This window comes from Micromonospora sp. RHAY321 (genome assembly GCF_023896955.1).
In the GTDB taxonomy this organism is placed as follows: domain Bacteria; phylum Actinomycetota; class Actinomycetes; order Mycobacteriales; family Micromonosporaceae; genus Micromonospora.
In genome coordinates this window covers 56,071-76,178 of sequence record NZ_JAMHIW010000009.1, presented here as the reverse complement: position 1 = coordinate 76,178, position 20,108 = coordinate 56,071, and the positions used below count along the sequence as shown (strand labels likewise).

Below are 20,108 nucleotides of genomic sequence, written 5' to 3'. Positions count from 1 at the left end.
ATGGACCACGGCACCCGCAACGACGTGCTCGGCCGCCTGGCTGAGGCAGTTGGGTCCATCACCGTCGCACACCCGACGCGGGTCGCCATCGACGGACCGCCGGCCGCCGGTAAGACCACCCTCGCCGACGAGCTGGCCGTAATCTTGCGCGACCAGGGTCGCGACGTCATCCGCGCGACGATCGACGATTTCCTCTTCCCCCGGGCACAGCGCTATCCGCGCGGCGAGTACTCGGCCGAAGGCTGCTACTTCGACACCCACGACCACGACTCGCTGACCCGGGTTCTGCTTGATCCGCTCGGTCCAGGCGGAGATCGAAGCTTTCAACACGCGGTCTACGACCGCACAGCCGACACTGTGCTGTCCCCGCCGGTCACCACTGCTACCGCCAACGCCGTGCTGGTCTTCGACGGCGTCTTCCTCATGCGCCCGGAGCTGATCGATAGGTGGGATCTGCGCATCTTCGTGTCAACCGCGCTCGAGAAGACAGTGGACCGTGCGGTGATCCGAGAGCGCCGGGTGTCATCTCGGGCCGAAGTCGAACGGCGCTGGCGCGAGCGTTACATCCCCTCCCAGCAGTTCTATTTCGCTACGGTCCGCCCGACCGATCACGTCGACATCATCGTGCACAATGACGAGCCCCAGGAGCCGGTCTGGGAGATCCGAACAAAGTGATCGCATTCGATCCGGCAGCGCCGGACGGGTCCCGCAGGTGGATCTTGCCCACCGCCTGGCGCTCGAAAAATCCTGACCAGGCAACCGTGGTGATGAGTTGTCGTGCCCGCAGCCGTCACACCTACGTCGGGACACCATGAGACGGAAGGATGACGTGATGAGTGCGGACACACGGCTGGAGGAGCTGGGCGTGAGCGGTCTGGGCGAGGTCGACGAGCCGGCGTTCTCGGTGCTGGCGCAGCGGCACCGGCGGGAGCTGCACGTGCACTGCTACCGGATGCTCGGGTCGTTCGAGGACGCCGAGGACACCGTGCAGGAGACGTTCCTCCGTGCCTGGCGGCGTCGGGAGACCTTCGAGGGGCGGTCGACGTTCCGGGCCTGGCTGTACCGGATCGCCACCAACGCCTGCCTGGACCTGCTCGCCAGGCGCCGCCCACAGCCCGCGACCGGCGGCGAGGTGCCGTGGTTGCAGCCCTACCCGGACCGGCTGCTCGACGAGCTGCCCGCGGGCGACGCGGACGAGCCGGAGACGGTCGCCGTCGCGCGGGAGACGATCGAGTTGGCGTACCTGGTCGCGGTCCAGCACCTCGCGCCGCGCCCGCGAGCCGTGCTGATCCTGCGGGATGTGCTCGGCTGGCCGGCGAAGGACGTCGCGGAGCTCCTCGGAGACTCCGTGAACTCGGTGAACAGCGCGCTGCAGCGCGCTCGTGCCGGCATGCGGGAGCACCTGCCCGCCGAGCGGCAGGACTGGACCGGCGGCGAGGAGGACGCCGGGACGCGCGAGCTGGTGCGCCGCTTCACCGACGCCAGTGTGGCCACGGACATCGACGTGCTCGCTGCCATGCTGCGGGACGACGTCCGCTCCTCGATGCCGCCCACGCCGGGCCTGTACGTCGGCCGCGACGCGGTGGTGAACAGCTGGATCGAGGATGGATTCGATGGCATGAAGGGTCTGCGAACGGTCCCCACCTCGGTGAACCGGCAGCCCGCCGTCGCCTTCTACCTGTGGCAGGAGCGGGAGGCCGCGTACCTGCCGCTGACGATCGACGTCCTGCGCGTCACCGGCGGGGCGATCACCGAGATCGTCACGTTCCACGACGACCAGTTCCCGCGGCTCGGGCTGCCGGAGCGCCTGCCGGCGGACGGCGCAGAGTAGTCCGGTGCGGACGCTCGCGCTGCGCGGTGGCGCGCGTCTCGCGGTGGTCCCGGCGGAGTGGCGCGACGCGAGGTCGACATGAGCAACACGAATGACACCGGCGTCGTCGCAGGCCCGGCATCGGGCCAGACCAGCCACACCCACCGACTTCGCGGGCTCGCCGGCACCGGCCTCATCGCCACGCCCGCAGCGATGGTGACCACCACCCTCGCCGCTGCGCTTGCCCGGGCCGTTGGCGTCGACTTCGAGGTCCCCGATGGTGGCGAGACGATCCCGTTGGCCGGGATCGCCGTGGTGACCGGCTTCTTCGCGGTCGTGGGCATCATCGTTGCCGTCGCTCTTCGTCGTTGGAGCGCTCGCCCCGCCGACCGGTTCATGTGGACGGCAGTGTCGCTGACTGCGATCTCATTGGTCCCGCCCCTCATCTCCGGGGCGGACACCGCGACCACCACCGCCCTCCTCGGGCTACATCTCGTCGCCGCGACGGTGATGATCCCCGCCCTGACCCGGTGCCTCCGCACCCGGACCGACTGACGGTCAGCTGGCCCCGAGCAGGTCCCACCGGTTGCCGGCGATGTCGAGGAAGACCGCGACCCGGCCGTAGGACTCGGTCCGAGGTTCCCGGACGAAGGTGACACCGGCTTCGGCCATCCGCCGGTAAGCCGCGTCGAAGTCGTCGACGCGGAGGAAGAACCCGACCCGGCCGGCCACCTGGTTACCAACTGCGGCGCGTTGGTGGTCTCCGTCGGCGCGGGCGAGCAGGATCCCCGTCTGGGCGCCCGGCGGCCGCACGACGACCCACCGCTTGGGTCGACCGTCATTGGTCAGCGATGGGGAGTCCTCGACGAGGTCGAAGCCGAGGACGTCGGTGAAGAACGCGATCGCGGGGTCGTACTCGTCGACGATCAGGGCAACCAAGTCGATCTGCACCACGGCAGCGTACGCGGGACAGTGCCCTCGCCCTTGCCGCGATCCCCCCGTGCGGCGTAGGAAGAACAGCACGCCCACCCTCAGCTCCGGCTCCTCCCATCACCCTCGGCCCGTGGGTCCGTCCACTCCGTCCACCGTCAAAGGAGATGCGTGTGACCACCCCCGTACGGCTCCGTCTTGCCGTGTCCGCGCTGGTGACCACCGGTGCCGTACTGCTCGGCACGGCCGCCCCCGCCGCGCCGCCCGCGGTGCCGATGCGCCCGGCCACGCACGGTGCCTGCGACCCGATCGACCCGACCGCCTGCCTGTTGCCGTTCCCGAACGACTACTTCACCGTGCCGGATCCAGCCAGCCGCACCGGCAAGCGGGTACGACTCGCGGCGTCCTCGATGCCCACCAACGTGCACGGCACCCCGATCGACCCGACGGAATGGAACCGACAGGACGGGTTCAGCCCCGGCTCGCCGATCCTGGTGCGCGTGCCCGGGCTGGACGCAGCGGCCACGGGGATCGCCCCGGTCACCGACATCGGCCGCTCGCTGGCTCCGGACGCGCCGATCGTGCTGCTCAACACGGTCACCGGCGAACGCACACCGTACTGGGCGGAGCTGGACGCGCACGCCGCCGGCCAGCCCGACCGGCAGCTGCTCATCATCCGGCCGGCGGTGGCGCTGGCCGAGGGCACCCGGTACGTCGTGGGCCTGCGTGGCATGCGCGACCGCAGCAGGGAGCTGATCCCGGCGCCGACCGCGTTCCGGAAGTACGTCACCGGCGCCGGCCTCAGCCCCCGGGACCGCCGCACTCCGCAGATCAAGCGGATCCTCGCCGACCTGAGCAGGGTCGGCGTCAAGCGGCACAGCCTCCACCTGGCCTGGGACTTCACCGTGGCCAGCCGGCAGGGTCTGACCGGGCGCATGCTGGCGATCCGTGACGGCGCCTTCGCAACCCTGGGCGAGGCGGCACCGTCGTTCACCGTCACCCAGGTGACCGACTACCCGCCCCAGCAGGATGCGCGGATCGCCCGGCAGGTGACCGGCAGCATCGGCGTACCGTCCTATCTGGTCGGCAGCGGCGAACCCGGTTCGCGACTGCACTACGGGCCGGCCGACGGCGACGGGACAGCACCGGCGGCGGACTCGCTGCCCACGCCGTCCGGCGCGACGCTGCGGGCGGACTTCGTCTGCAACATCCCGCGCAGCGCCACCGCCGCCGATCCGGCACACCTGTCGCTCTACGGCCACGGCCTGCTGGGCAGGCCGACCGAGATCAACGCCGGCAACGTCAAGACCATGTCGGCCACGTACGACTTCACCTTCTGCGCGACCAGTTGGATCGGCATGGCCGCCGCCGACGTCCCGTACGTGGCTGGCGCCTTCTCCGACCTCAGCGCCTTTCCCGCGGTGGCCGACCGGCTGCAACAGAGCTTCCTGAACTTCCTCTTCCTGGGCCGGGCGATGATCCACCCGGACGGGTTCGCCGCCGACCCGGCGTTCCAGGATGCCGTCGGGCAACCGCTGATCGACGTGGCCGGCGGGCTGCACTACGACGGCAACAGCCAGGGTGGCATCAACGGCGGGGCGCTCACCGCCATCGCGCAGGACTGGACTCGGTCGGTGCTCGGCGTGCCGGCGATGAACTACTCCACGCTGCTGCAGCGCAGCGTGGACTTCGCCCCCTTCCAATCGGTCATGGACGGGTACTACCCGGACGAGGTCGACCAGCAGTTGATCTTCGCACTGCTGCAGATGCTCTGGGACCGATCCGAGGCCAACGGGTACGCCCAGCACATGACCGGCAATCCGCTGCCGGGCACCCCGGCGCATCAGGTGCTGATGCACGTGGCCTTCGGCGACCACCAGGTCTCCCCCGCCGCGGCCGAGGTGCAGGCCCGCACCATCGGTGCCCGCCTGCACACCCCTGCCCTCGCCGACGGCTGGTCACTCGACGTGAAGCCGTACTGGGGTATCACACCGATCCGGGCGTATCCGTACACCGGCTCGGCGATCGTGATCTGGAACAGCGGGGCGACCTACGCACCGCCGACGACGAACCTCGCCCCGGTCGGCCCGGAGTACGGCGAGGATTCGCACGAGTTCCCGCGCGCCCAGCCTGGAGCGCAGGAGCAGAAGGCGACATTCCTGCTCACCGGCAAGATCATCGACGTCTGCGCGGGAGTGCCCTGCCCCTGAGACGGCAATCATCCCCGAATCGCCCCGCACGATCCTGGAACTTCGTCCACTGTGTAACGCTGCCGGCCGGACGGCCGCCTAACCCATGACGCGACGATCTTGTCGCAGGCCCGGCACCGGCTCCGCCGGCCGCCGCGGCCCAACGGGGTTACCACCGAAAGGGGACCGCACGTGCGATTCCGCACAGTGATCGGCTCAGTCCTGGCATCGACGATGGCCGCCGCAGTCGGCCTCGTCGCCACCACCGCACCCGCCGCCGCCAGGGACACCGCCACCCTGATCCAGGGCGTTACCGGCGTCGTCGACACGGCCGCGGCCGGCGGCCGGGTCTTCGTCTCCGCGAACGACCGCATCGTGGTCGCCGACTCCCACGGCACGCTCACCGGCAGCATCACCGGCCTGGCCAGCCCGACCGGCCTGGCCGTCACGCCCGACGGCAACCGGGTCTACGCCGCGCTGTCCGGCTCGAACGAGATCGCCGAGATCGACGCGGCCACCCTCGCCGTCGTCCGACGGATCAGCCTGGCCGGGTACCGGTCCCCGGCGAACCTGTCCCTCGACGGTGACCAGCTCTGGGTCGGCTACGGCATCAAGAACGACTTTGTCGGCGGCGTCCTCGGCCTCGACCTGTCCCTGGCGGCGCCCACGCCCGTCCAGGTCGCCACCCGCATGTACGGCGCACCCCTGGTCGCCGGCGCCGGCGACACGGTCTTCACCGCCGAGGCGGGGATCAACCCCGCCAGTCCTCGGGTGTACGACGTCAGCACGATCCCGGCGACGCTGCGGGGCGTCATCGACGGCGCCGACAACGACCTGTCGAACCTGACCGACCTCACCATCACGCCCGACGGCACCCAGGCCATCTCGGTCTTCGCCACCTCCGGCTTCGATGTCTGGGACACCACGACCCTGACCAAGGTCCGCAGCTACGGATCGAGGGCCGACCAGCCGGGCGCACCGGGCGCGGTCGCACTCAGCCCGAACGGCGCCAACGTCGCCACCGCCTTCTACGGCGCGAACTACGGCCCCTACGCCGAGGTGTACAACGCCGCCACCGGGGCGAAGACCACGCAGGCCCAGATGACCTACAAGGGCGACCTGGTCACCGGCAGTCTCTCCGTGCTGGGCGATGACCTCTACGCGCTGCTCAACGACTGGCCGTACAACCGGTACTACCTGTGGCGCGTGGAGGGCGCCCTCCTGCCGACGTCCACGCTGAGCCTGTCGGCCACCACCGCGGCGACCGCGCTGGACCCGTTCACCATGACCGGTCGGCTCGCCTTCCCCGACGACTCCGCGCCGGGCGCACAGCCGATCGAGATCACCCGCACGCTGCCCAACGGCACCACCGCCACCCTGCCCGGCGTGACCACCGCCGAGGACGGCACCTTCACCGTCACCGACGCCTCACCGGTCGGCGGCAGCGTCAGCTACACCGCCACCTGGGACGGCAGCCCCGCCTTCCGCTGGTCACAGACCACGACCAGGGTCGACGTGGCCCAGCACCCGACCTCGCTGGTCGTGACCGGCCCGACGACCGGCACCGCCACGAAGCCGCTCACGCTCACGGGTCGGATGAGTACCGCCGGCAACGTCCCCACGCCGGCCCCCGGGTCGATCGTGGTGTACCGGGTCTACACCAACAAGAATGGTTCCGTCGGGGCCGACCTGCCGCTGGTGCCGCTCGCGGCCGACGGCTCGTTCACCATCACCGACAAGCCCCCGGTGGCCGGCCAGTACACGTACCACGTCCGCTTCGACGGCGATGCCACCTACGCGTACGCCTACACCAGCCACGCTGTCACGGTTCGGGGCGCGAGCACCTGAGCGACCCGCCTCGGTAGCGGCGACGGTGCCCGTCCTGGTCACATACAGGGCGGGCACCGTCGCGCTCCGCCGTGTCGTCGCAGGTCGTACGCCGCCGGCTCGGCGGTGCGCCTGAGTGGCCCTGATTCTTCACTCCGATGTCACCCGGCGATCCCTCAGGTGATGTGTCGGTGTCCGTCCGCAGGAGTTGGCTGTCAGTCGCCGCACTTTGTCGTGACCAGGAGCTGATCCACGTGCCTTCCTCTCGTCGTACCTTCCTCGCTGGCGGCGCCGCTGCCGGCGTGGGCCTTGCCGTCGCCGGCGGCCTGCCGTCCCTCGCTCAGGCCAGCCCGGGCCGGCCCCACCCGCCGCTCACGGCCGGCAACGTGCCCTTCCCGCCGCTCGTGGACGACCCCGACGGCATCCTGGCCCTGCCGAAGGGCTTCCGCTACACGGTGGTGACCCGGACCGGCGTGACCCGGCTCGACCGCGGCCAGGGCGTGACCCCGGCCGACCACGACGGCATGGCCGTCTACGACGCCGGCCACGGCCGTTACCACCTGATCCAGAACCACGAGATCGACCCGGGCGCCGAGTTCGGCGTACCGCACGTCAAGGGAACGGTCTACGACGCGGGCGCAGTCGACGCCGGCGGCTGCACCGTGATCAAAACGGACCGTGCGGGCCGCAACCTGGGTGAGTTCGTCGCTCTCTCCGGCACCATCTCCAACTGCGCCGGCGGGCCGACCCCCTGGGGGACCTGGCTCACCTGCGAGGAGACCGAGGACCGGGCCGGCGACGAGTGGGAAGAGGACGGCCGGTCCGGCGTCTACCAGAAGGATCACGGGTACGTCTTCGAGGTGTGGGCCGACGGTAGCGCCGACCCGAGGCCGATCAAGTGCCTGGGCCGCTACTCGCACGAGGCCCTGGCGGTCGACAAGGACCGCACCAGCATCTACCTGTCCGAGGACGCCGACGAGCCCAACGGTCTCTTCTACCGCTGGACGGCGCCGCGCGGCGTCAAGCTGGGTCCCGGCGTGCTCACCCGCCTCGCCCCGAACGCCGGCGTCCTCGCCGCGATGCAGATCATCATGGACGACGGCTCGGTGCTGCCGGACGTCGCCTACCTGACCTCCGCCCAGCTGAACCGCCCCTTCCCCGTACGGTGGATCGAGGTGCCGGACCGCGACGCGCGGAACAAGCCCGTACGCGAGCAGTTCACCGATGGCCAGGTCACCCGCGGGCGCAAGTTCGAGGGCGTGTGGGGCACCGACGAGGGCGTGTACGTGGTCAACTCCTACGCCTGGGACGAGGGTGACCTGCCGGCGGACGCGGCTCCGCACGACGGCATGGTCTGGTTCTACAACTACAAGGCCCAGACCATCCAGCTCGTGACGTACTTCCCGCACCAGACCGCCTCGGAGGAGGGGACGCCGGTCAAGTACAACGACCTCACCTTCGACGGCCCGGACAACGTGACCGTCACCCCGTGGGGCAGCCTCGTGCTGGCCGAGGACGGGTCGGGCGCCTCCCACGTGCTGAGCACGGTTCCGGGCGGCCCGACGTACGCGATCGCCCGCAACCAGCTCAACGACTCGGAGTTCTGCGGGCCGACCTTCACCGGCGACGGCAAGGTGCTCTTCGTCAACATGCAGGACCCGGGCCTCACCCTGGCCATCACCGGCCCGTGGGAGAAGTACCTCGGCTGACAGCGCCAGACCGACCGGTGGGGGCCAGGCGATCCGCCTGGCCCCCAGCGGCGTCCGCGCGCCCCGGGACGACCCGGCCAGCTATCGCTACTCATCGATTCATGGTAAGAATCTTCGCAGCGCCTACTCGGTAGCAAGAATTCTTTCATGCGGAGGCGACGATGAGGATCATTGCTGGATGGCTGGCCGGTCTCACCGTTGCCGCAGGACTGGTGGCACCGGCCACGTCGACCGCTGTCGCCGCCGCACAACCACAGGCATCGACCGCAGTGGCGCCCCTGGCCACCGGCCCGCAACCCGGCACCTTCACCGGCCGGGGATTCGACACCTGCGCCGCGCCCTCACAGAATGCGATGAACGCGTGGCGGGCCAGTTCGCCCTACGGGGCGATCGGCATCTACATCAGCGGTGCCAGCCGCTCCTGCGCCCAGCCCAACCTGACCGCGACCTGGGTGGCCAACCAGACGGGCAACGGATGGCGGCTGATCCCCATCGAACTGGGGTACCAGGCACCGTGCGGCACCCGCACGCCGAAGATGTCCGCCGATCCCACCACCGCCCGGTCACAGGGCGCCTCCGCGGCGAACAGCGCCGCGAATGCCGCCCAGGCACTGGGCATCGGCAGCGCCAGCACCATCTACAACGACATCGAGCAGTACCCGTCGAACGCGTCGTGCCGGGCCGCCGTCCTGTCGTTCCTGTCCGGCTGGGTCGAGCAACTGCACGTACGCGGCTACCTCGCCGGCATGTACTCCAGCGGCTCGTCCGGCATCAAGGACGTCTGCGACGCGTACGGCAACCCGACCTACACCCGGCTCGACCAGATCTGGATCGCCTGGTGGAACGGGGTGGCCGACACCGACGCCGGAAGTTACTGCGCCGATGCCTACTACGCGAACCACCAGCGCCTGCACCAGTACGCCGGCGACGTCACCGAGACGTGGGGCGGCGTGACGATGAACATCGACCGCAACTACCTCGACGTGAGCGTTACCCAGACCCCGCCGCAGCAGTGGACCACAACCATCGACAACAGCACCTCGGGCGGATTCACGGCGAGCACCGAATGGGGCACGTCGGCCTACTCCGGCCAACGGTTCGGCACCGACTACCGATTCGCCAATCCGCTGTCCTCCAGCGACGTCGCCTGGTACCGGTCGACCATCCCGGCGACCGGAAACTACGAGATCTCGGTCTGGTACCCAGCCGACGCCGGCTACAACAACCAGACGCCGTACCTGGTAGCGACCACCACAGGGAACAGGTCCGTGTCCGTCGACCAGCGGGCCAACGGCGGTCGGTGGGTCTCCATCGGCGTGTTCACCCTGGCCGCCGGCACGGGAAACAAGGTCGGCGTGAGCCGCTGGACCAGCGGAACCGGGATCGTGGTCGCCGACGCGGTGCGGATCACCCGGGTCTGAACCGGTGACGCCAAGCCCGATGTCACAAAGCGGAGGTCCTACGGACCGCTGACAGTCGCCGTCGCTACAGCGGTGCGGACACCCGGGTCGAGTCGTGGTCGGGCGCCCTCTATACGGTGACCATCAGAGGGGGTGGCCATGGCGCCGGAGGTGTCGCCGCGAAGGGCCAGGGCCGTGCTCGTCGCGCTCTCCCTCGCCGCGTTCGCGTTCATCACGACCGAGCTGCTGCCCGTCGGCCTGCTGACCCACATCGCACCCGACCTCGACCGGTCCCGTACGCAGGTCGGTCTGCTGGTCAGCGGGTACGCCGTCGTGGTCGTGCTGGCCTCCGTGCCGCTGGCCCGGCTGACCCAGCGGATCCCCCGCCGTCAACTGCTCGGCGCCACGATGCTCCTGTTCGCCGCCGCGAACGCCACGGCCGCGCTCGCGCCGACGTACACCGTGCTGGCCGGCTCCCGCATCGTGACCGCCCTCGCCCAGGCGCTGTTCTGGTCCATCGCCACGGCGACCGTGGCCGGGCCCTTCCCGGTCGCGGTGCGCGGCCGGGCGATAGCGCTGTTCGCGACCGGGGCGACGCTGGCCCCGGTGCTCGGCGTACCCCTCGGCACCTGGCTCGGGCAACAGGCCGGTTGGCGCGCGGCGTTCGCGGTGCTGGCCGGGGTCGGTCTGGCGATCGCCGCCGCGGTGCTCGTCCTGCTTCCCTCCTATCCCCCGGCCGCTGGCGGCGCCGCCCGGGGCACCGCACCGGACGGGCGGCGCTTCGCCCTGTTGCTGATCGCGACCGCCCTCGGCATCGGCGGCTTCATGACCCTGCAGACCTACGTCACGCCGTTCCTGCTCGACGTCAGCGGCTTCGCCGACGCGGTGCTGGCGCCGCTGCTGTTCGTCTCCGGTGCGGCCGGCGTCGTCGGCACCCTGGCCGCGGCCCGGACCCTGGACACCCGGCCGATCGCTTCCCTGCTGACGCCGCTGAGCATCGGCACGGCGTCGCTGTTCGGCCTGTACGCGCTCGGCGCGCTCCGGCCCGGCGCGGTCGCACTCCTCGCCGGGATCGGTCTCGCTTACGCGGCGTTCGGCTCCGCCGTGCAGAGCCGGATGCTGCAACTGGCCCCGGGCAGCACCGACATCGCGTCGGCCGGCGTCAGCACCGCCTTCAACGCCGGCATCGCCGGCGGATCGCTGCTCGGCGGCGCCCTCCTGTCCACCTCGGGGGCACGCCCGCTGGCACTCGTCGGCGGGCTGCTGACGCTGGCCGCCCTCACGCTGCTCGTCGTGGACGCGCGCCGCGGCCGCACCGGCGGGCAGGCGGCGGAGGCGTCCGGAACAGCCGAACGCGCTCAAGCTATTCGATAGCAGCCTGGCTCGGCCGTCTCTCGGGGATCCATGCGGCGATGTCGACGTCACGTGGGTGTACGGGTTCGGAGAGGACGACACTGGTGGTGGTGTCGCCCAGTTCCGTGAGGCGCTCGATGACCTGCTCCAGGTGCTCCGCGTCCCGCACGGCGATGGTCAGCTCGTAGCAGTTGTGCCCGGTGACATGGACGCAGGAGAGCACGTGCCCGATGGTGAGCAGCTGCTCCCGCACGCCCTGGGCATTGCGGACGGAACGGTGCCGGGGACGCAGGGACACATGGGCGCGCAGGCCCAGCCCGAGCCGGGCGAGGTCGAGGTGGACCCCGTAGCCCTTGATGACGCCGAAGTCCTCGAGGCGGCGCATCCGCTCAGCGACTGCGGGGCGGCTCAGCGACACACGGCGGCCCAGCTCGGCGACGCTGATCCGGCCGTCACGGGAGAGCTCGCGGATGATCGCGAGGTCCGCCGCATCCCACGATGACGATTTGTCGCCTGTCATGAGGGATCAACTCCTTATCGACGGTCGGTGCCCGCTGATGCCGTCGAAGTGGCATGGGCGGAGGGCCTGCTGCAGCCTACTGTCATCCACCATGAAAGCAACGGTGCTGCACGCGGCTGGCTGGGTGGACGTCATCGACGTCCCCGACCCGGCGATCGAGCATCGTGGTGACGCTGTGGTGAGGGTGTCCCTGGCGGCCGTGTGCGGTTCCGATCTGTGGCCGTACCGGGGGCAGGAGTCGTTCACGCCTGGCGATCGCATGGGGCACGAGTGGGTCGGGGTCGTCGAGGAGGTCGGCGCCGACGTCGCTCGTGTCCGGCCGGGAGATCTCGTCCTGGCCCCGTTCGCCTTCGCGGACGGCACCTGCCCCGCTTGCCGCGACGGCTGGTTCACCTCCTGCCCTGCCGGCGGCTTCTGGGGTGGCGGCAACGGCGGGGGGCAGGCCGAGGCGGTCCGCGTGCCGTTCGCCGACGCGACGCTCGTCCCGGTGCGTGCGGATGCGGACGCGGAGCTGTTGCGCCGGCTGCTACCGCTGACCGACGTGATGGCGACCGGCGCCCACGCCATCGCGCTGGCCGGAGTCCAGCCTGGTGCGACCGCCGTCGTCGTGGGCGACGGTGCCGTCGGGCTCTGCGCGACGCTCGCCGCACGCCGTGCGGGAGCAGCACGGGTCATCCTCGTCGGCCGTCACCGCGACCGGAGCGCTCTCGCCACACGCATGGGGGCGACTGACGTTCTCTCCGCGGACGACCCCGCGACCGTCGGCCTCATCCGGGAGGCGACCGAGGGTGGCGTGCCGGGTGTTGCCGAATGCGCAGGAACCCAGTCCGCCCTCGACCTCGCGATCGACCTCGTCCGGTCCGGTGGCACGATCGGGTCCGTCGGCGTGCCGAACGGTGTGGACCGTGTCGACCTCTACCGGCTGTTCCGCGACAACATCGGCCTGAGGGCGGGGGTCGCCCCTGCCCGCCGTTACATGGAGCCCCTCCTTGCCGACGTCCTCGCCGAGCGGCTGGACCCGTCACCGGTCTTCTCGGCCGAGATCCCCCTCGATGCCGTCGCCACCGCCTACCAAGCCATGGACACACGCCAGGCAGTCAAGATCGCGATCCGGCCCTGACCACGAGGACGACCAGAGGAGTCGCATGATGCACGAAGCCTTTCGACCCGACTACCCGATCCTGACGCCGCGGCTGGCGCTGCGGCCGCACCGCGCTGACGACCTCGACGACCTGCTCGAGTTCCACGGCGATCCCGAGGTCGTGCGATTCCTTCCGTGGCCCCTCCGCGACCGGGAGGCGACGAACGCTGCGCTCACCGCGAAGCTGGACCAGGCGACCCTCACCGAACCGGGCCAATGGCTGGTGCTCGCCGTGGAGTTGCGCGAGACGAGGACCGTGATCGGAGAGGTCCTCCTGAAGTGGGCCAGCGCCGAGCACAAGCAGGGGGAGCTCGGCTTCGCCTTCGGGCGTGCCCATCAGGGCAGGGGGTACGCCGCCGAAGCCGCCGCCGAGATGCTGCGCCTGGGCTTCGAGGATCTGGGCCTACACCGCATCACCGCGGTGTGCGTCGACGAGAACGAGCCCTCGGCCCGTCTCCTGCGACGCCTGGGCTTCGTCCAGGAAGCGCGGCTGGTCGACAACATCTGGTTCAAGGGCGGCTGGGCCACTCAGCTCGTTTTCGCGTTGACCGAAGACGACTGGCGAACGCCTGCAAGGACCAGCGGGGACCAGGAGGAGATCCACGCCCTCATCCGCTGCTACTTCGACGCCTTCACCTCCGGTTCCGGAGTCGACGAACGCATGGCGGCACTGCGCGACGCGATGCTGCCCGGCGCCATCATCGTCCGAACGTGCGGGATGAACCCTGCGGTGTACGACATCGACGCGTTCATCGAGCCGCGGCGAGCCATGCTCACCGACGGCACGCTCACCGACTTCCACGAAGAAGCCCGGTCGGGCCGACTGGACGTGTTCGGCGACATCGCCCAGTGGTTCGGGAGGTACTCCAAGCAGGGCCGCGTGAACGGCGCCCCCCACACCGGCGGCGGCATGAAGTCGATGCAGTTCGTGCGCACCGACGCCGGCTGGCGTATCAGCGCGGCCGCATGGGACGACGACCGCCCCCGAACGAGCCGTGCCGTGTCGGCGGCATGAGCGGATGCCCACACCTGGCGTCGGTGACGCAGGCACCGCGGGTCCGCGGCGACGTTCGCGCAGGTGAGCAGCAGTTGGTCCCGAGGTGCGGGTGGTGGAGGATAGGTGAATGCGTGTACGGAACCGCAACAACGTGGTGTTGGCCGGCCGTGAGGACGGTCCCACCGTTGTGCTCGCGCACGGCTTCGGGTGCGATCAGCACATGTGGCGCCACGTGGCTGCCGAAATCGGACAATGGGCCCAGGTGGTGTTGTTCGATCACGTCGGATCAGGCAAGGCTGATCCGGCGGCGTGGGACGCCGACCGGTACGCCTCCCTCGACGGCTACGCCGATGACGTGCTGGCCATCTGCGATGACCTGGACCTTCGGCAGCCGGTCTTCGTCGGGCACTCGGTCAGTTCGAGCATCGGCGTGCTCGCCGCGAACCGCGAACCGGATCGTTTCTCCGCGCTGGTCCTGGTCACCCCCTCACCGTGCTACATCGATGACGGGAACTACCGAGGCGGTTTCACCCGCGATGACATCGACGAGTTGCTCGAGTCACTCGACAGCAACTACCTCGGCTGGTCGTCGAACATGGCACCCCTGATCATGGGCAATCCGGAACGGCCGGAGCTGGGTGAAGAGCTGACGGCGAGCTTCTGTCGGACGGACCCCGCTATGGCGCAGGTGTTCGCCCGCGCCACGTTCCTGTCCGACAACCGCGCCGACCTCGCCGCGGTGAGCGTGCCCACCCTGATCCTGCAATGTGCCCAGGACGCCATCGCGCCGCCTGAAGTCGGCGCGTTCGTGCACGCGCAGATCGCCGGAAGTCGGCTGGTGACCCTGGACGCGACCGGGCACTGCCCGCAGTTGAGCGCGCCGGAGGCCACGGCCGCGGAGATCACGTCGTTCATCAGGGCCGCCTACCGATGACCGCCATCGCCGGGCGTGATCCTCGCGGCCAAGGTCCAGGCGATGACGGGAGCGCCCGACCGAGCGCGGCGGGGTTCCCTGCGCTGCTGGAAGACAACCTCGAAGACCTGTACGAGAATGCGCCCTGCGGGAGCCTGTCCACTCTCCTGGACGGCACCATTGCGAAGATCAACGGCACCCTGCTGGCATGGCTGGGCTACAGCCGCGAGGAACTCGTCGGCCGGCGCCGCTTCAGCGACCTTCTCACCGGCGGGGGCCGTATCTACCACGAGACCCACTTCGCACCGATGCTGGCCATGCAGGGCGAGATCGGCGGCGTCTCCCTCGAACTTCGCGCCAAGAACGGCTCCCGCATGCCGGTCCTCGTCACCTCTGTCGTCAAGGCCGGCAGCGAAGGCCAGCCCCCACTCATCCGGACGGCCATCTTCGACGCCAGAATGCGCCGCGCCTACGAACAGGAACTCCTCAACGCCCGCAGAGCCGCCGAACGCGAGGACGAGCGGCTCCGGCAACTCATCAGCAAACTGCAACGCAGCCTGCTCCCCGCCGTGCTGCAAACCCCGCCCGGACTGGACAGCGCCGCGTACTACCGGATGGCCTCGACCGACGAAGTCGGCGGCGACTTCTATGACCTGTTCCCCCTCGACGACGACCGCTGGGGATTCTTCCTCGGCGACGTCAGCGGCAAAGGCGTCGAAGCGGCCGCCGTCACCGCCCTGGCCCGCTACACGTTGCGTGCCGCAGCCGTCTACAACCCGGACCCGGCCACCGCGCTGCGCAGCCTCAACACGGTGCTCTGGCAGGAATACCGCGAGGACGCCCGCTACTGCACGGTCGTGTTCGGCATCCTCACACCCACACCGGCCACGGGCGGGTTCACCGCGGTCATCGCCAGCGGCGGGCACCCCGAACCGCTGCTGCTACGGGCCGATGGCTCCGTCCACTACCAACAGACGAAGGGCCGCATCGTGGGGGCGTTCTCGACCTCCCAATACACCAACACCACCGTCGTAGCGAACCCCGGCGACACCTTGCTCCTCTACAGCGACGGACTGACCGAGGCCCGTCCCGCCAGCAGCGAGACCGCCGATGGCCGTTACGGAACGGCCGCCCTCGCCCGGTTCGCCGCCCAGCTCGCACCCACCAACGCCGCCGACGCCATCACCGCCGTCACCGACCTGCTCGGTACCTTCGGCGCCGGGCTCACCGACGACACCGCTGTCATGGCCATCAGCGCCCCTGCCCGACCCTGACCAGCCCTGCCGCCCCTCCTACCGGATCAGCAACGACGACACCGACGGCCGCGGCTGCGTCAGGATCAGCGGCGTGTCCTGCTTCGCGCGCGGGGAGAGCAGACGGCCGCCCAACAGGCGGTCGCAGGCGGTGGACCGTATCGCCGGACGGGTTCCGTCTCGAGCGGTAACGCGCGATCAGCGCGACGCCCGGCGACGGACCGATCACCCCGTCCCGCAGGACGGGGACGGGCCCGGCGCGGAGAGTGGTCCTCCGCGCCGGGCCGCGGCATCGGGGTGCTGTCAGCCGGCCGCGCAGGTGGCCGTCGCGCCCGGGCCGGTGCCGGTGCCCTGGAAGCCGAAGTTGGTCGACTGCCGGGCGGCTACCTGTCCGTTGTAGCCCACGTTGGTGAACCGGACGGTTCCGCTGGTGCCGCTGGCCTGGGCGTTCCAGGCGCTGGTGACCGCGGCGCCGCCGGGCAGCGTGATGGTCACGGTCCAGCCGTTGATGTCCGCAGAGCCGGCGGTGACCGTCACGCTCGCGGTGAAGCCGCCGGCCCACTGGTTGACCGCCACCGACGCCACGCAGCCGTTACCGGTCGGCGGCGGGGTGGTGGGGGGCTCCGTGGTCGGCGGCGGGGTCGTCGGCGGGGTCGTCGGCGGGGTCGTGGTCGGAGGGGCGGTGGGCGGATTGGGCGCGCCGTTGGCCAGGCTGTAGGCCAGGTCGGGCTGGAACGAGCCGGCCGTGTAGCGGCAGCCGTCCGCCTCCCCCGGCGGCTTCACCCAGAGGTACGCGTCGATGTTGGCGTCGCCAGTGTTGGTCGTCGGGTACTGCCCGATGCGCCGGTCGGTGTTGTCGTCGCCGCACCAGTCCCCGCTGGCACCCCCGTTGCGGCTGGTATCGATGACCTGGCGCTTGCCCGCGATACCCATGCCGGCGAGGGCGGAGATGACCGAGCGGCCGAAGTTCGCCTCGCCGGAGGTGGAGTTGAAGTTCGAGACGTTGGTGAAGAAGCCGTCGGCGTACTGCACGCCGGCCGCCCGGAGCCGGTTGGCCGTCTCACCTGCGCTGTTCCAGCTGGAGTGACCGCCGTCGAGGTACACCTTGGCGTTGGGGTTGGCCGACTTGATGGTCCGGGTGGCCGTCGTGATCGCCTGGTTGCGTGCGTTGAGTTCGGCGCTGCTCAGGCATGTCTGCAGGGCGAGCGAGTCGGTCTCCAGGATGATCAGGACCGTCTGGTTGCCCAGTCCCCTTGCGAAGTTGGACACCCACGTCTGGTACTGGTTGAGGTCGGGGGCCCCACCGGCGCTGGCCCCGCCGCAGTCCCGGTTGGTGATCTCGTACACCACCAGTACCGGGAGCTGCTGCGCCGCGTTGGCGGCGCCGACGAACTCGGAGACCTCGGACTGCACGGTCGACGGGTTGAAGTTGGCGAACCAGCGGGCCTGCGGCTGACTCGCAATCTTGTCGCGGATGACAGCGGTACGCGAGTCGCCGGGGTTGGCGGCGACCCAGCGGACGACGGCCGAGCTCGGGTCGCGGTAGAGCGATCCGGACAGCGTGCCAGCGGAGGCGGTGCCGACGGCGAGGCAGACGCCGACGGCGGTGGCGGCCCCGACGGCCGCCACGCTGATGGCCGCCGATCTGCGGCGGAGCGAGGAGAGGTTAGGCACGACGTGTTGCCTCCTGATCACATAGATGTTTCTAACTTCATGGGAGCGTTCCCATGGACGGTAGCGGAGGCGCACGTCGCTGCCAAGATGTGAAGACTGGTCGTGCTCCGGAACGCGGATCCCGCCGACAGGCCGGGGTCTACCGGCAACTCGGCCTCCGACTGAACTACCAGCCGGAAACGCAAACGGTGCGCGCCGCAGTCGATCTCAGCGCACACCGTCAGGAATTTGTTTGTGTCCGAGGGGGGATTCGAACCCTTGTACGCATCATTTGTGCACCATTGTGGGTGCACATGCTCATAGGTTACGGCATGGCCAGGATTGGTTCAATCCCCAAAATCCACATCACTGTGCGTGAGCATGAATGGTAGCTCGGACACATTGGGCCACATGCCTTGCACAGCGGCTCGCCCCGTCATCGACTGGCCAAGATGAATGTGCAGCTATCCCCTATGACCGCTCAATCAGGCGTCGGCGAGCCGCCGCTAAGCATTTCTGCCTTTGGCGCGCTTCAGCCGGTCGACGTGCCGGCAGCCGTAGCGGTCGGATTCTTCGGCGCTCGGTGCACGAGGTTCACCGCCCTCGTTCGATCTCTGCGCTGGTCAGCCGGCCGACGACGGCTGGGGCCCGCTGCCGCACGGGATCTCTTGAGGCATGTCGAGTACGTCAAGCGGCCAGCAGCAGCCTCGGTGTCATCTTGCGGTGGCCGCCAAGTCGTTAAGGGCTGCGTTGATCACGGCCAACACATGCTGAGAGTATCGCGGTCTGGAGCATGGCCGATCTTCACCTGGGCGTTGGGATGCGCGAGGTTGCGGTATTCGCGGAGTTTTCCAGCGAAACCGCGGACGTCGGCTTGTATCCACTTTTCATGGTGGGCGGTCTCGATCAGCTCGGGCAGGGTCCACTTGTCGAGAGGCTTTTGTGCGTTGGGCGTGCGGGCCTTGACGGCGTCGAGGAGAACGCCTTCCAGAAGGCTGCCGAGCATGATGATCGCGCTGGCGTAGGCACCGTTGCGGTCGCAGATACGTGCCTCGTTGAGCCGACTTTCAAGGACGATCGCGAGGTCGGCGTCGCGGACGATGTCTGCCATGGCCACGTGGAGCATGACGTCTGGTGACTGTTGCTCTTGGTCCTCTGGCTGCTTGTAGGGACGGATGACTGGTCACCCCTGCGGTGGGGGATCTCGAAGCCTTCGATGGCGAGGACGCTGTTGAGTAGCTCGGTGACCTCGGCGGCGGCTAAGGGCTCATTGCGATGGATGTACTCACGTCGGTCGGCGAGGCGGGAGACGAGCACGTCGATGCCTATCCGAGCCGGCCGACGCTTGCGACAGCCTGTAGGGCGACCTGTGCAGTGGCTTCCTGCTCGATCGCGTAGCCCCGGTGCAGGCAGCGTTGCGCAAAAGCGCCGACCTGATCCGGGCGATGTGCGAGCTGCTGCAGGTGGCTGTGGTTGTAAGCGTTGAAGGGCCGGCCTTCGTCGTGCGGCACGGTGCCGACGTCCACGACGTGGATGGTGGTGTCCGGCGGCAGGTTGTGACGGATGCGGGCGGTGATGCGGACGCCGCGGAGGTCGGCGTCGGCGCAAATGACGACCGCGGAGGTCTGCTGCGCCGCCTGGACGATCATCTACACGACAGCGTCGGGCAGCTGCCCGTGGCACCAGACGGCCGGCAGGTCCGCCCGGGTGTCACAGACCGTTTCGGCCGCCTGCCGGTTCTCCGCGACCAGCAGGACATCGCACGGCCCAGTGACGGTCACTCGGGGCAGCATGTGGGGGCTCAGCCGAATGTCGTACGGCCCGGGGAACGCCGACAGGTCGAGGACGGAGCCGTCGGTCGTGTGCAGCAGGATCGGGCCGCCGAGCCAAATGTACGGGTTGCGGGCCACGCCGAGTGCGATGAGTGTCTCGTGGTCGAAGCCCATAGTGGCGAGCAGGTGATGTACGTCGTCGCGGGCTTTCGTGTCGTTGGCATGGCTCTGCACGAATGCGCGGAGGGAATCGTGGGTCCGGCCCTCGGCCAGGTCGGTGGCCGCGCGCAGCGCCCACAGCAGCCGATCGGGGTGCTCGGTGCTGCGTAGTGCCCGGCTGGCGTCCGGCCAGTCGTCGGCGATCTCCGACGCGATCTGCTCCGACCTGGCGCGGAGGGTGGTGGTGTCGTCGCGACGGCGGCTTCCGCGCTTCTGCTCGGCCGCCGCGGGTTCGGAGTGCGGAAACACCCGGCGCGCCCGGCTCACCATTCGACGCCCAGCAAGATCGGACCTCCAACCTGCGAGGGGCGATGAACTCACGGGTGGCGGCGGACGACGAAACTCGGCGGCGGTGCCGCGACAGTTGGGTACCCGGTTATCGGTCCTCGGAGGGTTCAGGGACCTCGATGCTGGATGACGCG

18 protein-coding genes are annotated in these 20,108 nt (G+C 69.7%); 12 read left to right on the top strand and 6 right to left on the bottom strand.

Going from position 1 to position 20,108, the window contains the following annotated elements; all coding sequences use genetic code 11:
• The 3 genes from M8C17_RS20035 to M8C17_RS20025 all read left to right on the top strand — a co-directional run bounded on the left by M8C17_RS20035 (position 1) and on the right by M8C17_RS20025 (position 2,365).
• Positions 1-675: a cytidylate kinase family protein gene (locus M8C17_RS20035; RefSeq protein ID WP_252418045.1), complete on the top strand. Its 675-nt coding sequence runs from the start codon at positions 1-3 to the stop codon at positions 673-675.
• Positions 676-832: 157 nt separating this feature from the next.
• Positions 833-1,831 carry an RNA polymerase subunit sigma-70 gene (locus tag M8C17_RS20030; RefSeq protein ID WP_252418044.1) on the top strand — a complete coding sequence of 333 codons (999 nt, stop codon included), beginning with the start codon at positions 833-835 and terminating at the stop codon, positions 1,829-1,831.
• Positions 1,832-1,909: 78 nt separating this feature from the next.
• A complete protein-coding gene (locus M8C17_RS20025) occupies positions 1,910-2,365 on the top strand; it encodes a DUF6069 family protein (protein WP_252418043.1) in 456 nt (151 codons plus the stop codon).
• Between the two features lie 3 nt (positions 2,366-2,368).
• On the opposite strand, the gene M8C17_RS20020 is transcribed toward M8C17_RS20025, so the two are convergent.
• Positions 2,369-2,764 (bottom strand): VOC family protein, encoded by a 396-nt coding sequence (locus M8C17_RS20020; RefSeq protein WP_252418042.1) that lies wholly within the window; start codon positions 2,762-2,764, stop codon positions 2,369-2,371.
• Between the two features lie 149 nt (positions 2,765-2,913).
• On the opposite strand from M8C17_RS20020, the gene M8C17_RS20015 reads away from it, so the two are divergent.
• The 5 genes from M8C17_RS20015 to M8C17_RS19995 all read left to right on the top strand — a co-directional run bounded on the left by M8C17_RS20015 (position 2,914) and on the right by M8C17_RS19995 (position 11,239).
• On the top strand, positions 2,914-4,950 hold the full coding sequence (locus tag M8C17_RS20015; RefSeq protein WP_252418041.1) for a hypothetical protein: 2,037 nt from the start codon (positions 2,914-2,916) through the stop codon (positions 4,948-4,950).
• 171 nt (positions 4,951-5,121) lie between these two features.
• On the top strand, positions 5,122-6,777 hold the full coding sequence (locus M8C17_RS20010) for a hypothetical protein (protein WP_252418040.1): 1,656 nt from the start codon (positions 5,122-5,124) through the stop codon (positions 6,775-6,777).
• 233 nt (positions 6,778-7,010) lie between these two features.
• Entirely contained in the window at positions 7,011-8,465 is a 1,455-nt protein-coding gene (locus M8C17_RS20005) for an alkaline phosphatase PhoX (RefSeq protein ID WP_252418039.1), read from the top strand.
• 161 nt (positions 8,466-8,626) lie between these two features.
• The gene (locus M8C17_RS20000; protein ID WP_252418038.1) at positions 8,627-9,886 is read left to right on the top strand and encodes a glycoside hydrolase domain-containing protein; all 1,260 of its coding nucleotides are present in this window, start codon (positions 8,627-8,629) and stop codon (positions 9,884-9,886) included.
• A gap of 138 nt (positions 9,887-10,024) precedes the next feature.
• The gene (locus M8C17_RS19995; protein ID WP_252418037.1) at positions 10,025-11,239 is read left to right on the top strand and encodes an MFS transporter; all 1,215 of its coding nucleotides are present in this window, start codon (positions 10,025-10,027) and stop codon (positions 11,237-11,239) included.
• Here M8C17_RS19995 and M8C17_RS19990 read toward each other — a convergent pair.
• Positions 11,229-11,738, bottom strand: a complete 510-nt coding sequence (locus M8C17_RS19990) for an Lrp/AsnC family transcriptional regulator (protein WP_252418036.1) — start codon at positions 11,736-11,738, stop codon at positions 11,229-11,231. The two genes, M8C17_RS19995 and M8C17_RS19990, sit on opposite strands and share 11 nt — an antisense overlap.
• Before the next feature lie 124 nt (positions 11,739-11,862).
• Here M8C17_RS19990 and M8C17_RS19985 point away from each other — a divergent pair, with 124 nt between their 5' ends.
• The 4 genes from M8C17_RS19985 (at position 11,863) to M8C17_RS19970 (ending at position 16,063) form a co-directional block, all read left to right on the top strand.
• Positions 11,863-12,858 carry an alcohol dehydrogenase catalytic domain-containing protein gene (locus tag M8C17_RS19985; protein ID WP_252418035.1) on the top strand — a complete coding sequence of 332 codons (996 nt, stop codon included), beginning with the start codon at positions 11,863-11,865 and terminating at the stop codon, positions 12,856-12,858.
• Between the two features lie 25 nt (positions 12,859-12,883).
• Positions 12,884-13,894: a GNAT family N-acetyltransferase gene (locus tag M8C17_RS19980; protein WP_252418034.1), complete on the top strand. Its 1,011-nt coding sequence runs from the start codon at positions 12,884-12,886 to the stop codon at positions 13,892-13,894.
• 133 nt (positions 13,895-14,027) lie between these two features.
• Positions 14,028-14,810, top strand: coding sequence for an alpha/beta hydrolase (locus M8C17_RS19975; RefSeq protein WP_308209522.1), 783 nt, complete (start codon positions 14,028-14,030; stop codon positions 14,808-14,810).
• The gene (locus M8C17_RS19970; RefSeq protein WP_252418032.1) at positions 14,807-16,063 is read left to right on the top strand and encodes a PP2C family protein-serine/threonine phosphatase; all 1,257 of its coding nucleotides are present in this window, start codon (positions 14,807-14,809) and stop codon (positions 16,061-16,063) included. Before M8C17_RS19975 ends, M8C17_RS19970 begins: the two co-directional genes overlap by 4 nt.
• Before the next feature lie 282 nt (positions 16,064-16,345).
• Here M8C17_RS19970 and M8C17_RS19965 read toward each other — a convergent pair whose 3' ends face one another.
• The 4 genes from M8C17_RS19965 to M8C17_RS19950 form a co-directional block, all read right to left on the bottom strand.
• Positions 16,346-17,716 carry a glycoside hydrolase family 6 protein gene (locus tag M8C17_RS19965; RefSeq protein ID WP_252418031.1) on the bottom strand — a complete coding sequence of 457 codons (1,371 nt, stop codon included), beginning with the start codon at positions 17,714-17,716 and terminating at the stop codon, positions 16,346-16,348.
• Between the two features lie 733 nt (positions 17,717-18,449).
• Positions 18,450-18,806 carry a hypothetical protein gene (locus tag M8C17_RS19960; protein ID WP_252418030.1) on the bottom strand — a complete coding sequence of 119 codons (357 nt, stop codon included), beginning with the start codon at positions 18,804-18,806 and terminating at the stop codon, positions 18,450-18,452.
• A gap of 214 nt (positions 18,807-19,020) precedes the next feature.
• On the bottom strand, positions 19,021-19,344 hold the full coding sequence (locus M8C17_RS19955; RefSeq protein WP_252418029.1) for a hypothetical protein: 324 nt from the start codon (positions 19,342-19,344) through the stop codon (positions 19,021-19,023).
• Positions 19,345-19,935: a hypothetical protein gene (locus M8C17_RS19950; protein ID WP_252418028.1), complete on the bottom strand. Its 591-nt coding sequence runs from the start codon at positions 19,933-19,935 to the stop codon at positions 19,345-19,347. It lies immediately after the preceding gene.
• Between the last annotated feature and the right edge of the window lie 173 nt (positions 19,936-20,108).

Bases quoted from the DNA above. Each gene is read 5' to 3' on its own strand.
- M8C17_RS20035 (WP_252418045.1), top strand. From the start codon at position 1: ATGGACCACGGCACCCGCAACGACGTGCTCGGCCGCCTGGCTGAGGCA.
- M8C17_RS20030 (WP_252418044.1), top strand. From the start codon at position 833: ATGAGTGCGGACACACGGCTGGAGGAGCTGGGCGTGAGCGGTCTGGGC.
- M8C17_RS20025 (WP_252418043.1), top strand. From the start codon at position 1,910: ATGAGCAACACGAATGACACCGGCGTCGTCGCAGGCCCGGCATCGGGC.
- M8C17_RS20000 (WP_252418038.1), top strand. From the start codon at position 8,627: ATGAGGATCATTGCTGGATGGCTGGCCGGTCTCACCGTTGCCGCAGGA.
- M8C17_RS19995 (WP_252418037.1), top strand. From the start codon at position 10,025: ATGGCGCCGGAGGTGTCGCCGCGAAGGGCCAGGGCCGTGCTCGTCGCG.
- M8C17_RS19990 (WP_252418036.1), bottom strand. From the start codon at position 11,738: ATGACAGGCGACAAATCGTCATCGTGGGATGCGGCGGACCTCGCGATC.
- M8C17_RS19980 (WP_252418034.1), top strand. From the start codon at position 12,884: ATGATGCACGAAGCCTTTCGACCCGACTACCCGATCCTGACGCCGCGG.
- M8C17_RS19970 (WP_252418032.1), top strand. From the start codon at position 14,807: ATGACCGCCATCGCCGGGCGTGATCCTCGCGGCCAAGGTCCAGGCGAT.
- M8C17_RS19960 (WP_252418030.1), bottom strand. From the start codon at position 18,806: ATGGCAGACATCGTCCGCGACGCCGACCTCGCGATCGTCCTTGAAAGT.
- M8C17_RS19955 (WP_252418029.1), bottom strand. From the start codon at position 19,344: ATGATCGTCCAGGCGGCGCAGCAGACCTCCGCGGTCGTCATTTGCGCC.